This window comes from Prochlorococcus sp. MIT 0603, assembly GCF_000760215.1.
In the GTDB taxonomy this organism is placed as follows: domain Bacteria; phylum Cyanobacteriota; class Cyanobacteriia; order PCC-6307; family Cyanobiaceae; genus Prochlorococcus_E.
Genome location: NZ_JNAW01000002.1, coordinates 779,762 through 792,996, shown reverse-complemented (window position 1 = coordinate 792,996; position 13,235 = coordinate 779,762). Strand labels below are relative to the sequence as shown.

At 32.3% G+C, this 13,235-nt stretch carries 18 protein-coding genes; 13 read left to right on the top strand and 5 right to left on the bottom strand.

Annotated elements, in window-relative coordinates:
- Positions 1–391 (top strand): hypothetical protein (locus EV07_RS05975; protein ID WP_206537152.1); only part of this gene is annotated, 391 nt, incomplete at its 5' end.
- Between the two features lie 478 nt (positions 392–869).
- Positions 870–1,142, top strand: a complete 273-nt coding sequence (locus EV07_RS05970) for a DUF2811 domain-containing protein (RefSeq protein ID WP_052043909.1) — start codon at positions 870–872, stop codon at positions 1,140–1,142.
- A 108-nt stretch (positions 1,143–1,250) separates the two neighbouring features.
- Here the strand turns inward: EV07_RS05970 and EV07_RS05965 are convergent, their stop codons facing one another.
- Complete coding sequence (locus EV07_RS05965) at positions 1,251–1,601, bottom strand: hypothetical protein (RefSeq protein WP_036918103.1); 351 nt, start codon at positions 1,599–1,601, stop codon at positions 1,251–1,253.
- 119 nt (positions 1,602–1,720) lie between these two features.
- Here EV07_RS05965 and EV07_RS05960 point away from each other — a divergent pair, with 119 nt between their 5' ends.
- From EV07_RS05960 to EV07_RS09660, 4 genes are all read left to right on the top strand, one after another.
- A complete protein-coding gene (locus EV07_RS05960; RefSeq protein ID WP_036918102.1) occupies positions 1,721–1,942 on the top strand; it encodes a DUF3721 domain-containing protein in 222 nt (73 codons plus the stop codon).
- 13 nt (positions 1,943–1,955) lie between these two features.
- Entirely contained in the window at positions 1,956–2,399 is a 444-nt protein-coding gene (locus EV07_RS05955; RefSeq protein WP_036918101.1) for a GLTT repeat protein, read from the top strand.
- Positions 2,400–2,652: 253 nt separating this feature from the next.
- Positions 2,653–3,831: a DegT/DnrJ/EryC1/StrS family aminotransferase gene (locus EV07_RS05950; RefSeq protein WP_036918100.1), complete on the top strand. Its 1,179-nt coding sequence runs from the start codon at positions 2,653–2,655 to the stop codon at positions 3,829–3,831.
- 375 nt (positions 3,832–4,206) lie between these two features.
- Positions 4,207–4,377 carry a hypothetical protein gene (locus EV07_RS09660; RefSeq protein ID WP_152557561.1) on the top strand — a complete coding sequence of 57 codons (171 nt, stop codon included), beginning with the start codon at positions 4,207–4,209 and terminating at the stop codon, positions 4,375–4,377.
- Between the two features lie 212 nt (positions 4,378–4,589).
- Here EV07_RS09660 and EV07_RS05945 read toward each other — a convergent pair whose 3' ends face one another.
- Together EV07_RS05945 and EV07_RS05940 are read right to left on the bottom strand one after the other, a co-directional pair.
- Positions 4,590–4,823, bottom strand: coding sequence for a hypothetical protein (locus EV07_RS05945; RefSeq protein ID WP_036918099.1), 234 nt, complete (start codon positions 4,821–4,823; stop codon positions 4,590–4,592).
- 833 nt (positions 4,824–5,656) lie between these two features.
- Positions 5,657–6,178, bottom strand: coding sequence for an AbrB family transcriptional regulator (locus tag EV07_RS05940; protein WP_036918098.1), 522 nt, complete (start codon positions 6,176–6,178; stop codon positions 5,657–5,659).
- A gap of 230 nt (positions 6,179–6,408) precedes the next feature.
- On the opposite strand from EV07_RS05940, the gene EV07_RS05935 reads away from it, so the two are divergent.
- From EV07_RS05935 to EV07_RS05920, 4 genes are all read left to right on the top strand, one after another.
- A complete protein-coding gene (locus tag EV07_RS05935; protein ID WP_052043908.1) occupies positions 6,409–6,615 on the top strand; it encodes a hypothetical protein in 207 nt (68 codons plus the stop codon).
- Positions 6,616–6,736: 121 nt separating this feature from the next.
- Positions 6,737–7,234 (top strand): DUF1543 domain-containing protein, encoded by a 498-nt coding sequence (locus EV07_RS05930; protein ID WP_036918096.1) that lies wholly within the window; start codon positions 6,737–6,739, stop codon positions 7,232–7,234.
- A gap of 795 nt (positions 7,235–8,029) precedes the next feature.
- Positions 8,030–8,545, top strand: coding sequence for an adenine phosphoribosyltransferase (locus EV07_RS05925; RefSeq protein ID WP_036918095.1), 516 nt, complete (start codon positions 8,030–8,032; stop codon positions 8,543–8,545).
- Positions 8,546–8,578: 33 nt separating this feature from the next.
- The gene (locus tag EV07_RS05920) at positions 8,579–9,214 is read left to right on the top strand and encodes an SOS response-associated peptidase (RefSeq protein ID WP_036918094.1); all 636 of its coding nucleotides are present in this window, start codon (positions 8,579–8,581) and stop codon (positions 9,212–9,214) included.
- A gap of 286 nt (positions 9,215–9,500) precedes the next feature.
- Here EV07_RS05920 and EV07_RS05915 read toward each other — a convergent pair whose 3' ends face one another.
- Entirely contained in the window at positions 9,501–9,686 is a 186-nt protein-coding gene (locus tag EV07_RS05915; protein ID WP_036918092.1) for a hypothetical protein, read from the bottom strand.
- Between the two features lie 722 nt (positions 9,687–10,408).
- Between EV07_RS05915 and EV07_RS05905 the strand changes: the two genes are divergently transcribed.
- Positions 10,409–11,110 (top strand): peptidoglycan bridge formation glycyltransferase FemA/FemB family protein, encoded by a 702-nt coding sequence (locus tag EV07_RS05905; RefSeq protein ID WP_193742719.1) that lies wholly within the window; start codon positions 10,409–10,411, stop codon positions 11,108–11,110.
- 4 nt (positions 11,111–11,114) lie between these two features.
- On the top strand, positions 11,115–11,882 hold the full coding sequence (locus EV07_RS05900) for a DUF2334 domain-containing protein (RefSeq protein ID WP_052043907.1): 768 nt from the start codon (positions 11,115–11,117) through the stop codon (positions 11,880–11,882).
- Here the strand turns inward: EV07_RS05900 and EV07_RS09255 are convergent.
- Entirely contained in the window at positions 11,873–12,658 is a 786-nt protein-coding gene (locus EV07_RS09255; RefSeq protein WP_052043906.1) for a glycosyltransferase, read from the bottom strand. The genes EV07_RS05900 and EV07_RS09255 overlap by 10 nt on opposite strands.
- A gap of 200 nt (positions 12,659–12,858) precedes the next feature.
- On the opposite strand from EV07_RS09255, the gene EV07_RS05890 reads away from it, so the two are divergent.
- On the top strand, positions 12,859–13,221 hold the full coding sequence (locus EV07_RS05890; RefSeq protein WP_036918087.1) for a DUF7326 family protein: 363 nt from the start codon (positions 12,859–12,861) through the stop codon (positions 13,219–13,221).
- The last annotated feature ends 14 nt before the right edge of the window (positions 13,222–13,235 follow it).

The window sequence follows — 13,235 nt, the reverse complement described above, 5'->3', positions numbered from 1 at the left end:
AGAGCCAGTTATAGAAGCGATGGGAAATTCAACTGAAGAGACTTCATCAGTTGAAGAAATCAAAGCACCAGAAGAAGAGCCAGTTATAGAAGCGATGGGAAATTCAACTGAAGAGACTTCATCAGTTGAAGAAATCAAAGCACCAGAAGAAGAGCCAGTTATAGAAGCGATGGGAAATTCAACTGAAGAGACTTCATTAGTTGAAGAAATCAAAGCACCAGAAGAAGAACGAACTACAGAATTAGATGCTATTACAGCTAGAGAATCAAAAAAGGCTGTAAAGAGTTCATTAAAATCAACCTCTGCACTGAGTCCTTCTGTAGAGACTTTGATTATTTCAGGCGGCCAAATTATTGACAAAATCTTCAAGAAAAATAATGAAATTGACTAGTATGGTTACCAGAAAGGACTTTATACATACTTTAATCTTAATGGTGAACTAATAAAGAAAACAGGGCGAAAGTTACTGTAAATAAAGCCTTCATGCCAGAAACTCTTTATTTAAAAGAAATATTACTTTGCAACCTTTTGCAAACATTTAATGAGACCAACAGAGACTCTTATACCTCAGATTAGTTATTCTTATCGATCTGGTTTTCTATTTTTCCCCTACGAAAAGAGGACTTTTCCACACCCTATCCACAGCTAAAGGATAACGTTTCTATTAAACAAAGGCTTATGTGGAGAAAAGAGTAAAACTAGCCTTTTTTTAATTTTAAAACCATATTGATAGTGAAAAGAGGCAAATTGCTTGAAACCATTGCAGGGCAATCGATCTCATTATGAGATCATGCTAGAACATAAGCTTCATTAAGCTTGACGAAAGATCGAAAATATGAGGAAGTAGAGTTTCTCTCAGAAATAAAAGGATGACTATTAAAGAGGTCAAAAACACAGAAAGTACTAAAGACTTGAATTCTTGCGATGCTGATTCCCTAGTGAGTTTTTTAACTGAGCTTCCTGAGCCTATAAATGAGGCCATGCAAAAGTTTATAGAGGCTCACCCTAATTGGGATCAATACAGATTGATTCAAGCTGCTCTAGCTGGTTTCCTTGTACAAAATGGAGTTGAATCTAGGTCAATTAATCGTCTTTATTTTGAAAATATGTTCTCCAAAAAATCTGTAAGCAAACCAGCCTAAATTTAAAGGCTCCTTTTCTAGCTTATTATTGAGATTTAAAGAATAGAGCGTAAGGGATTAATTAATAGTTAGAAGTAAATAAATTAAAATTTGACTATGTTTATTAGTTTAGAATTTACCAGGAACAATTTCTTTTAATTCTCCTGACTGAACATCTTTTAAGAGGCCTTTCACTACACCCCACATTGGCCAACCTGTTGTAAAAGCTAAAATTAGCGATGCTATTAAGGAATTTAAAGGAGAGAATGTATAAGTTTCCAGAACACCCGTAAACATAATTGTCAGTCCAGACAATGAAGCTATGTAACTTGTTATTGATAAAAAGCCTTCTAATGGTAATGGGGATATTTTTTCTTGATTCCAATCTTTAATTTTTACTTGAATTACATAAACAAACACAAATAAGAAGAAGACAAGCAAGCCTCCCCCTATCCACGCGATCGTTTTAGTTTCTATCATTGTCTTTTAAGGTGAAGCTAGCATGATCCCTATGACTATATAAGTAAAACAAAACCTTTAGTCTTTTTATCCCCTCTTAAGTCTTTTTAAAGGTAAATTTACTAAAGATTCCTATAATTATGCTTTTACCAAATAAATCTTTTCTTGTTTTCTCTTGGATAGCGCTTGTTTTAATAGCTTGTTCAACTAATACCAATCAAGGTCCTACTCCTGCTCTTTTTGATACGAAGGAAGAAGCTGAGAAAGCCGCTAAAAGATTCGATTGCAAAGGTTCTCATAAAATGGGGGATCACTGGATGCCTTGCGAAAATCATTCCATTCACGATACACATAACCACTAGGTAAAGTTCGCAAATGACGTCACTAAAAAGCCCTGATCTGGATAATTCCGAAGCCCCTAGTCATTGTGGAAGTAAACCTAAAAAGGTTGCCATTGGAATAGCTCCACTTGGCATAGTATCAATAGGAGTTGTTCCTATGGGAATTATTACTATTGGGATTGTGCCCATGGGAGTTGTATCTCTAGGGGTAGTAGCGATGGGCGTTGTGAATGCCTCTATTGTAGGCATGGGTATATTTTCAGCAGGAATTACAACTATGGGGCTTAAGGTATGGAGTCCAGAAAGTGCAGCTCTTGAACAAACAATTGATGATCCTGGTGCTTCATCATTAAAAAATATATATGCCTATCCTTCTAGAGCGAGGGCTCAAATAGAGGCTCGAAAATTAGGCTGCTCAGGTATACATAAGATGGGAAATCTGTGGATGCCATGTGCAACTCATAGGAATAATGAATAAACTATGAAGAATATCAAAATGATTTTATTTTCAAGATAACTAATAAATTTTTTATAATAATAACTTTTAATAAATATATTTACTATCCTTTTTGCAGTTTGAATTTGATTATTTTTTATTGAATACTCTTGTTAAGGATGAATTAGCATTGCTTTAAAATATAGAAAAATAATAAGATCATGATTAAATTATTTCTAATTCTGTAGATATAGTTTCTTCTTAGCTAAATTAATACTAATAATAGTATTAATTTATGAAAATAGAAAAGATTTCTTGGGAAGCTGAATTGGATGTAGGAATGGTAGACCCCTCTATCCAAAAGGTTATTAGCTCTAAAAAACTATTTAGATATCAATATAAGGACGAAGAGAGCCCTGTAAATATTTTTGAAAAGATCATCTCTGAGTATTTAAATATAGATTTTGCACTTGGTGTTTCATCTGCAACTAATGCAATCTTTTTAGCTTTAAAAGCTGTTGGCGTAAGCTCTAAGTCAAAGGTACTTATCCCAGCATTTACTTTTACTGCAGTACCTAGTGCAGTTGTTCAATGTGGTGCTGAAGCGATCCTTGTAGATATTACTAAACAATATGTTATTGATTTAGACGATTTGGAATTGAAAATAATTTCCTCAGGTGCTAAATACCTTCTCTTATCTCATATGCGAGGCCATTTGTGTGATATGGATGAAGTTGTGAGAATCTGTAAAAGACATTCTATTTGTTTAATTGAAGATGCAGCTCATGCTTTAGGTGTTACATGGAATGGTAAACATGCAGGTACCTTTGGATTGGCTGGAGTTTATTCTTTACAGTCATACAAAATTATTAATGCTGGAGAAGGCGGTGTTTTAGTAACTAATGATCCTGATTTGTTTTGGAAGGCAGTATTCATGTCTGGATCATACGAGTCAAACTACACTCTACATTCTTCTAAAAACCTAGATATTGCAGATAAATATAAAAACAAATTACCTGTATTTAATGTTCGAATGAGTAATATTGTTGCAGCATTAGCTATTCCACAGATACAAGGTATAGAGTTAAGAATTAAGCATGTAAATAGAAATTATACTCAATTTGTAGAAGCACTCTCTATTAATAAATCAATTGATTTTCCAAAGAATCAAATACAAATTAGACCTGTAAGAGACTCTGTTCAAATGCGTATAAAAATAAAAGATAATTTGTATAATAAATTAAAGTTTGATTTAAACAAATCCGGTATTCCAATAAGTTACTTCGGAGGCGAAAATAATACAAATGCAAGATTATATCAAAACTGGAAATTTCTTAATTTAGATAATGTTGAGCTACCAAATACTAAAAGATATTTATCAGAGGTTTTCGATCTTCGCTTGCCTACCCATTTTACATTTGAAAATATTGATTCAATAGCTAAGGTTTTCTTGAGAGTTCTAAAAGAAATTTAAATATGGCATTCTAAAAAACTTTATTGCTTTTTTAAAAGTCCAGAATCTGAAAAGTCAAAGGTTGAATTTTGAAATAGCTTTTAATATGAATGTAATTTGAGAGACGGCTAAAGGACTTTTATAATAATCACATGCTGAACCAATTTGAACAGTTCTTCCTCCGACTTTGTTTGTCTATAAAACAGTTTTTCCTAGTCAGGTTTTGATGTCTATGCTTCACCCCTCTTTTGTGACTTGTTGAATGAGACTCCTAAATATCTCTAAAGACTTTCTCCTGTAAAAGTAAAAATATAATTAAATTGAAAAATTATCAGTAAATATGTAGAAGAAGATTAATTAAGGTTATTAGAATAATAAAAGATATTCTTTTAAATAATGGAAAAAAGAAATCTAAAGAGGATTATTCAAGGCCTTGAATCCTTGTTAGATGAATTAAAGAGTGAAGTTTACTCTGATAAAGAGGCATTTGTGCATCCCTGGTATGAGCAGACAGGCAATACTCCTCACAGAATTCATTCTCAAGACGACGATGGCTATACTGATTAGTGCAGATGATATTAGATGACAATCATCTTTTGAAAGAGATTTATCTCATATTATTTGATTGTTTTTGATAGTTGAAATTTTTGAGAAACCTAGTTTTCCTACATTATCCTTTTTTAGAACTTTTCTTAATTCTAATATTGGTAAAGTCAAATTCTGAACCCTTGCAAGCAAAAATAACTGAATATTTCCCTTTTAAAATTATATTAAATGGATTAGCGTCCAAGTTTATAGCCATTCTCTATTAATTTCCTGTAGGTATCCCTTGCTTGAAATGATTGAAGAGTAAGAACCCTTTCTTGATCTTTTTGAATATTGAAAGAGCTGTTGTCCATTGGACACCTGCTAAACTTAACTTGCTCTGAACCTTTCTTTAAAGTCCAGGACTTTCGACTCTCTTTCGCTGAGTCCCAAGGGACAGAAATTAATTTTGATTGCTGTTTTGGCAACTTTTTACAGTATATCTTGCTACAAAGATACGCCTAGGTAACAAATTAGGCAAGGGTAAAATAACAAGGTTTTTAAATATATCTTTATCTTAGGATTTAATCCTCAATTAGAAGGGGAATCCAAGGAGTATGAAAAATCGTCACTTTTCTTTTGATATAAGAAATTTATCAATACTTACCTCTTCTTATTTATTGGCTCCTTAGTCTTGGTAGAAGAATTCAATGGACTAATCTCTTTCTTGCATAAGAAGCTTAAATAGCTGGCCTAAAAGGCAATTTTAGTAACGATTGAGAATTCTCCGATGCTTTTGATGAAATTGATGAGCTCAGAGGATAAAGAGCAGTCCTGCTTTAAACTGTGTAAAAAACAATCAAAATCAAGGGAAGGGATGAAGGAACGCATATTCTAAGCACTGATTGTTTCTGATATGAAGCTATGTATATAAAAAGGAGCTGGATACATTGTAACCAGCTCCTTTTTTAATAGGTCTAAATGAGAATCTATATAAACCTATTAATGATGAAACCTTTCAAGGCAGGAGTCATTGAGTAGTCAATTTTTTTGCTTCCCATTGACTTTTGACCGATCGGTAGATACGACAATGGATCACCTCCGTAATGAAACTTCTTATAAATTAGCTAAACAATCTTTTGTTGTCCCTCCCATTAACAAAATCTTCCAAATGTAAGCTATTGATCAGATTAACTAAAGAAGATTCTTACCAGTAATAATTGGTTTTAAAAATCTGGATCCCTATGAGTTGAATACCAACAATTAATAGTTGATTTTTGTATGAATAACATTGAAGCATTTAGTTAGACCGTTTCAGACGTTATTTAGGGATGCCAATGCCTCTACCTGGATCAAGTAAATTTACTATTGTAGGTATCAAAAAAAGAACGGTTATTAATCTGACTGCATGTAAAGCGGCAACAGCCGCACCAACACCAAATTCTGCTCCAACAAGGCTCATGCCTATAGTACCCCCAGGGGCAGCGCCTAATATTGCAACAACTTTATCTACGCCTAGGTACTTACTAATCAATAATGCAACAAGAATTCCAGTTATTAAAAGAGTAAAAGTTATAACTAAAGCAGGTTTCCATAGTGATTGCAATTCTCCCAGGGTTTCTCTATTAATACCTGTTCCTATAACTGTTCCAATAGCTATTCCGAGTAAAGTTTTTGTACCTAAAGGCCAATTGGCAATTTCAAGTTGACCACTAATGCTTAACAACCCTGCTCCTAAAATAGCTCCTAAGAGTGGACCAGCGGGGATACCAGTAATAAGCATTAGAGTCCCCAAAGCTGCTCCTCCAAGTAGGTAAAGCAGTAAATTAACTAAAGAAGGCATTTGAAAATTTTTTCTTATATATTTAAGTGTCGCGCTTTTAATACTGATTTATCAAGTCTTCGAATCAAAAGGAGGCTCTATCTAATCAATGTAATCAATTAGATAGGCAAGATATAAGAATGCTTTTTAAAAATCAATGAATATGACTGCAAAAAACAGTTCATGAAACTATTATTAGTGCTAATTGCTCTTCTTTCATTTAAAATTTTATTATTGGAGCTAGAGAAAAAATGAAATTCGATTGGATTAAAATCTATCTTGGCTTTGCTTTGATGATATGTGCTTTAAGCTTTTTATTAATTGCTCTGAGTTTGCGACCAGTTGCTAAATGGGCTAATTATCAAACTATATGTGTTGAACAAGAAAGCATAAAATCTCCGATTGAATGGGCTGTTAGAAAGTGTAATGGGAGATCCAAGGTATACCAAGTAAAATAACTAAGGAAATAGCAAAAAAGTTAAAGAATTAATTCACAAAAACAATACGATGAATACTAGAGTTAAACAAAATAAATAATTATCAATCATCATTAGAGTGAAGTTTTAATGAAATTTTTAAATGAATCTCTTTATTGTGGTATTAGGAGGAAAAATATTGGGTGGAAATGTAGAAATGCATGATGTGCGTTGGGTTATAGGTGAAACAATTGAGGCCACTTTTCCGCAGTTGCAATCTGAATGGATAGGAATATCTCAAGGGCTTCATCTAGATAGCTACAAGTTAATTAAATTTGTAAATGGCTTTAGAGTTTCACTGGTGAAATCAAATAACGTTGCTACTCCTGAAGTTAATAGGCTCTGGTTCCTTAATTTTGGAGGATATAGGCCATCTGACATGCTTGAACATCATCACTTTGAATTAGTAGTGGCCCCAACTATACAAATTGCTAAAAAAAAAGCATGCTTCAAATGGACTCAATCGGTAAATAAAATTCACAAAGATAATCATGCTTTGATTGACTGCTTGCAGGATTATTCAGTTTCCTTGAAATATGATTCGTTAGGCAGGCATGATGCTATGGAACCAGACTGGACAGGATACCGGGTCATCGGATGATTAGCTTGATACGGTTTAAGCTTCTTTCCCAAAATATCCTCCTTAAGCAATAAATATCTTTTCTCGAATTATAAATATGAATAAAGAAAATTAATAAATGCTATTACTCTTTATTAAATAAAGCCATTCTTTCATGGCGATTTCTAATTAGACATTTATTCCAGCTAGGAAGCTAGATCAATTTCGCCAAGATCCTCTATTGCTATCTAGTAGTAAGTGTGTACTATAGTGATAGCGTCTATTGGCTCCACTTAAATGATCTCTATAGTCTCTTCAATGCCATTTAAAATAATCCAAACTGACAAGAGCACATGTATAGATTTGACTTGGGATTCTTGTTATGAATCTTGGATTGCCAGTTCCAAGCCAGGGCCTATATCTGAGCCTAAGCTCCCTCTTATTAGTAAGCGTTGGCTAAAATAAAATGATGCGTTTTTCTAAATATTTTTGAAGAGAGTTCTTATTGCTTGCGATAGATATCTTCTTGATTGTTGTTTCGAAAAAACACTTTCACTCTAACTCAATGCTTTTTAAGAATATCTTCTTCTTGCTTTTGAACCAAAGATATATTTTTGCTGACTGATATGATGATTTTCAATGTCCCAATAACAAATATGAAAAAGCTTCTTATTGATAATAAAATAAGAAGTATTACTCAATTTTAAAGTAGTTTATTCAGTTTAAATAGTTGTTAATATACTTTGAGCATTAAGCAACATCTGAATATATAAATGACTCTGAATCTAATAATCAAATATATTAAAGAGAACATTTCTAACCTTTAATAAATTCTTTGTGACTAATAACCTAGAAAACTTTATTTCCGATTATGTTGACTTCCCTAAGCAAGGAATTCTTTTTAGGGATATTTCTCCTCTTTTGCAAAACCCTCAGACCTTTTCAGACGTTATAGAAAGCATGTCGAGATCTAAGCTCTATGATGATGCAGATGCAATTATTGCAATAGATTCTAGAGGATTTATTTTCGGATCAGCAATCTCTATGAAGTTGTCTAAGCCAATGGTCATAGCAAGAAAGCCTGGTAAATTACCAGGTGAACTTTTGGAAAAGTCTTATGAGCTCGAATATGGGAGTAATTCTCTTTGCATACAGAAGAAATCCATAGAAAATTATAAAAACTTCGTTATTGTTGATGATTTGATTGCTACTGGTGGAACAGCAAGATGCTTGGCCGAAATACTTGCTGAAGACGGGAAAAACATAACTGGATTGTCAGTATGTATTGAACTAGGTCAATTAAATGCAAGAGCAAACCTCCCATTCCCTGTTGACTCTCAAATAACTTTTTAGACAACTTGGATCTTTATCATATTCTTCTTCATTATGTGTGGACGATATAAGCTGACAACTGAATTTAAAGAGCTACCCACTATCTTGAAAAAAAACTTGCCAAAAGGTTTTGAACAAAATTATGCAAAACAAGAATTAATTAGACCTTCAGACCCTGTTTTGGTAGTAAAAAATGAAGGTAAAATATCATCAGCACTAATGATATGGGGCTATATATCAGAATGGGCTAAAAGCCCTTTTGAAGAAAATATACCTAGACCATTTAATGCTAGGTCTGAAACTGTTTCTGAAAAAAAAATATTTAGGAGTAGTTGGAGATACAAAAGGTGTCTTATCCCAGCAAATGGGTTTTTTGAAAAAGATTTTATTATATCTAGGAAAGACCTGAAAACTTTTTGGTTAGGTGGAATTTGGAGTCGATGGATGTCATCTGATGGCAGTGAGCTTGAAAGCTGTTGTGTTTTAACTACCCAATCAAATGAATTGATAAAACCACTTCATCATCGTATGCCAGTAATTATTCCTAATGGATTAGAAGCAGATTGGTTGGTTTCCGTTAAAGACTTATTTGAACTAAGAGCATTAGAACCTATGCTAGGTATTTGGAGTTCAGCCGAATGGAAGATAGATAAAAAAGATAGGCCAACTTCGCAAATGGAGCTATTTTAAATCTTAAGCTCTGCATACTTGGAGGATACAAGAAAGTAATAGATTTACCTCCTTTGAGCTACTCGCCAGAAAAGAAAATATCCTACTAATGTCAGAACTCCCCAAGCAGGCGCAGGTAAATTTAAAGGAGCTGACCATTCTGTATGTATAAGGTAATTCTCCATAGTGAAAAAATAGGTTATATATAACTAAACCATTTCTCTAGTCGATTCTACCTAGATGTAAAGCAATAGATTGATGTTGAATCATATTATGCTGACCATGGTTACAAGCTTTACTAATTGATTTATTGGTCTTGAGAATCAATCTTGTTCTTAAAAGGTAATTTAAATTGAAATTCCAACTCATCTTCATTTTGCTCTGTAGGAGAAAGAATATTAGCTGTAATACGCAAAAAATTAGCGGTACTTTCTCGTAGGCCAGGGCTAGACCAAAGCATTGCAAAAATAATAATTAGAAGGATTGATTTCATGTTGATTATTTTGTGAAAATCTTAGTAACCTCATTTAAAGCCATTTTTCTAAATGTAATGAATAACATGGTTTGGCATATTAAAAGAAGGCCTTAATGATTCATGCAACTTTAAGTATACATAGAGGAAAGAACATATTTTAATTTTAGATATAAAAATATAATATTTATTTACTAGTTTAATATAAATCAATTTCCTTGAAGGGGACAAAATGTTTATTTTATCCTATAGTACAAATTGTATTCCTATTATTTTAAAATCGTGGATAATTTACAGAGGAAATTAAGAGCATTTTTTGATCGTTTAATTAATTGGGCTATGGATAAAAAGAATATTGTTCAAGTTCGTTCTTTAGCATTTCTATTTCTAATAATTTTTATTTTCTTGATTAAAGTTAATGAGTATGGATTTTGGTATCAGTTGATATTTGCTATAAGCAACCCGCTCCATTGGATGCAATTTCTTTGCACATGTTTGATTCTTTCACTTTTACGAGAATCGAAGAAGCAGTATCACTCTAACAAAACTCGGTTAAATGCTTTGTCAGTCTTTTATGTCTACTTCGCTGCATTGCTTTTATTCCTTTTCTGATAATGCTTTACAATTAAGCTATACTCAAGCTCTTGCCTAATCTATGGCTTTATCAACTATAAAGAATAATGATAATAATTAAAAGAAACTTTTTTACTATAAGAATTTCTGAGGTTTATTTTCTAAAGGACTTGCCTCATATTCAAGTAATTAAAAAAGATTCAGTAGATATTCTGGTTTTTATTCAATCTGGCTTTATTACAAAAAAATCATTCAATTTTAATACATTGATTATCGATCTTTCAAGAGATCTTGATTCCATTTGGTCAAAAATGAAAAAAAATTATAGGTATGAAATTAATCGTTCGAAAAACAAGGATGGCCTTGAGGTTGTAATTATAGATAAGCCTACTAAGAAGGATGTTGAACTTTTCTCAAAGTTTTTTGATGAATTTGCGAATAGCAGATCGATAAGAACTAGTAATAAAAGGAAACTATATCTGTTGCAAGAAAGTGGCAATCTTGTTATTGCTTATTCGGGCTTAAAGGGTTCCCAAAAGCATCCTTTGACAGCCCATTGTTATATTCACGATTCAGAAAGGGTTCGCCTCTATCATTCATGTAGCAATATTGAGTATAAAATTAAAGATAGAAATCTAGTTGCTAGATCTAATAAATTACTTCATTGGGATGCAATTGTTAAATTTAAATCCCTTGGTTTCTCAATTTATGATTTTGGAGGGATAAGTAAGAATAATGACTTGGAAGGTATAGATAGGTTTAAATTAGGTTTTAATGGTAAGGAGGTTAAAGAATATTCAACTTTAATGCCTTCTAGTGCTCTTGGTTATATCATTTTATTTATCTATGACCTAATCAAGGTATTTAGATAAGACTATGACTAAATATATTTTACGGTTAGATGATGCTTGTCATACCTTTAAAGAGAGTCATTGGCAAGAGATAGAGAGGATATTAGATGAAAATTCTATTAAGCCCATAGTAGGAGTTATTCCTTTTAATGAGGATAAAGATAACTTTTATAATCCACTTATAAATGATTTCTGGGAGATAATTAGGCGGTGGCAATCCAAGGGATGGATTATAGCGCTGCATGGTTATAACCATGTATGCCATGATGTCAATGCAGAAAATACACAGTTTCTACCACTTAATAATAAATCAGAGTTTGTTGGCTTATGCCTAAGAGAACAAAAGGAAAAAATAATTAGATCTTTAAATATTTTTGAGAACAATGATATAAAACCAGTTTTATTTATGGCACCTTGTCATTCTTTTGACAAGGTAACTTTATCAGCTTTAGATTCTGTATCTCAGATAAAAGTTATTACAGATGGATTCTCCTATAGGCCATATTATAGATTTGGATTTAAATGGATACCGCAGCAATTGTGGAGGTTTAGATCTTTACCATTCGGTACATGGACTGTATGCCTTCATCCAAACACAATGAGTCGTTCTGATATCTACGATTTCTCTTTAAAAATATCTAAGTATAGAAAAATGATTATTAACCCTCACCAAATCATAGAGAATCAAATGTTCAACAGATATGGTCTTACAGATTTATGCTTTGATATCTCTTATCGATATTTTTTAAAACTTAAAAAAATAATATCTTATATTCATAATAATTATTTGTAAATGAGACGACTTTTTATTCTTAACCAATTTCTTCTAAGAGCATATATCAATTTAATATCTAGGTTGAAGCCTTTTACATTTTTACAGGCAATTTCACATTGCTCATAAGATAAAGGTATCCAGTCTTTGCTTCTGCCGCCTTCAAGAAAATAATAGCTAGCATTTTTATTTTGCATTACTTTGTATTCCCAACCTGCATTTATCAGGTCGACAAACAATTCACTGTCAGATGCTATTTCATAATTTTTTGTGAAAAGCTTATCATTTCTACTCTTGATAAACTCTTTCAAATAAGCAGTTCTCCCAATCCAACCAAAACCTGGTAATGGAACAGTATATCTATGGAGAAATTTTCTTCTGGGCGACTTTATTTTTTTTACAATTAAATTATTATTTAAATCTTTCTTTAGAATTACAAATCTTTTAGGAAGTAATATCTGCTTTTTAGTTGCATCAAAAGACTCCATATCTTGAAAATAGTCTTCGCTAATATAATCGTCTGAGCCAATTACTATTGTATAGTCTCCCGTTGATTTTATGAAAGCCTTGGATATTCCTTCTTCTGGACTAGTATCTGATTCTGAAACTATAGCAATATCAAGCTTGTTTTTGTAATTTTTTATTATGCTTTTTGTATTATCAACTGACCCACCGTCTGCTACTAAAACCTTGATTTCTATCGACTCATAATGTGATTTTGCCCTTATAACACTTTCTAATGATTTCTCTATAGTCTTAGAAGAGTTTAAAGTTGGTATAATAACATCTATTTTCATTGTCAATATAAAAATAATGCTAACTATAGCACTTATGACATCGCAAAGTTATCTTATCAGAGATAGTTTTTCTGATAGAAAATTAAGCTTATTTATTTGTAATTCGATTTAACGAGAATGAATAATTTTTTTGAAGCATTTCTCATTGGCTGGATTTTTCTGCTAGAAATTAAAATCATCATCTCTACTAATATTGAATTGTGAAAACCCAAGAAATTAGCTACAAGGATCTAAGCAAATCCCAACTCGATATTCTAAAGGATGTATATGTAGAAAGCAGGGTGAAGCTGATGTCAAATGAAGAGATTAAAGACTTTGTGAAAACCATTTTGGAGGATCAAATTAAAGGAACTGTAGGTAATGAGGAAGAAAGAGAGGCTTGGAAGGAAATGAAGGACTTCTTTAAGAATGAATTCAATCAACAAATTGAACTTGTCAAGCAGAAATGCCCTTCTTCTATAGATTTATTAGCTGATCCAAAACAAGATGAGTCGGATAGACGCATGGAATTGCTTGAAAAGCGTAAAGAAGAGAATGAACAAAAAGTCAAGGATATGTGGTAAATATAATTTCTTAG

Bases quoted from the DNA above. Each gene is read 5' to 3' on its own strand.
- EV07_RS05970 (WP_052043909.1), top strand. From the start codon at position 870: ATGACTATTAAAGAGGTCAAAAACACAGAAAGTACTAAAGACTTGAAT.
- EV07_RS05965 (WP_036918103.1), bottom strand. From the start codon at position 1,601: ATGATAGAAACTAAAACGATCGCGTGGATAGGGGGAGGCTTGCTTGTC.
- EV07_RS05960 (WP_036918102.1), top strand. From the start codon at position 1,721: ATGCTTTTACCAAATAAATCTTTTCTTGTTTTCTCTTGGATAGCGCTT.
- EV07_RS05955 (WP_036918101.1), top strand. From the start codon at position 1,956: ATGACGTCACTAAAAAGCCCTGATCTGGATAATTCCGAAGCCCCTAGT.
- EV07_RS05950 (WP_036918100.1), top strand. From the start codon at position 2,653: ATGAAAATAGAAAAGATTTCTTGGGAAGCTGAATTGGATGTAGGAATG.
- EV07_RS09660 (WP_152557561.1), top strand. From the start codon at position 4,207: ATGGAAAAAAGAAATCTAAAGAGGATTATTCAAGGCCTTGAATCCTTG.
- EV07_RS05940 (WP_036918098.1), bottom strand. From the start codon at position 6,178: ATGCCTTCTTTAGTTAATTTACTGCTTTACCTACTTGGAGGAGCAGCT.
- EV07_RS05935 (WP_052043908.1), top strand. From the start codon at position 6,409: ATGAAATTCGATTGGATTAAAATCTATCTTGGCTTTGCTTTGATGATA.
- EV07_RS05930 (WP_036918096.1), top strand. From the start codon at position 6,737: ATGAATCTCTTTATTGTGGTATTAGGAGGAAAAATATTGGGTGGAAAT.
- EV07_RS05920 (WP_036918094.1), top strand. From the start codon at position 8,579: ATGTGTGGACGATATAAGCTGACAACTGAATTTAAAGAGCTACCCACT.
- EV07_RS05915 (WP_036918092.1), bottom strand. From the start codon at position 9,686: ATGAAATCAATCCTTCTAATTATTATTTTTGCAATGCTTTGGTCTAGC.
- EV07_RS05900 (WP_052043907.1), top strand. From the start codon at position 11,115: ATGACTAAATATATTTTACGGTTAGATGATGCTTGTCATACCTTTAAA.
- EV07_RS09255 (WP_052043906.1), bottom strand. From the start codon at position 12,658: ATGAAAATAGATGTTATTATACCAACTTTAAACTCTTCTAAGACTATA.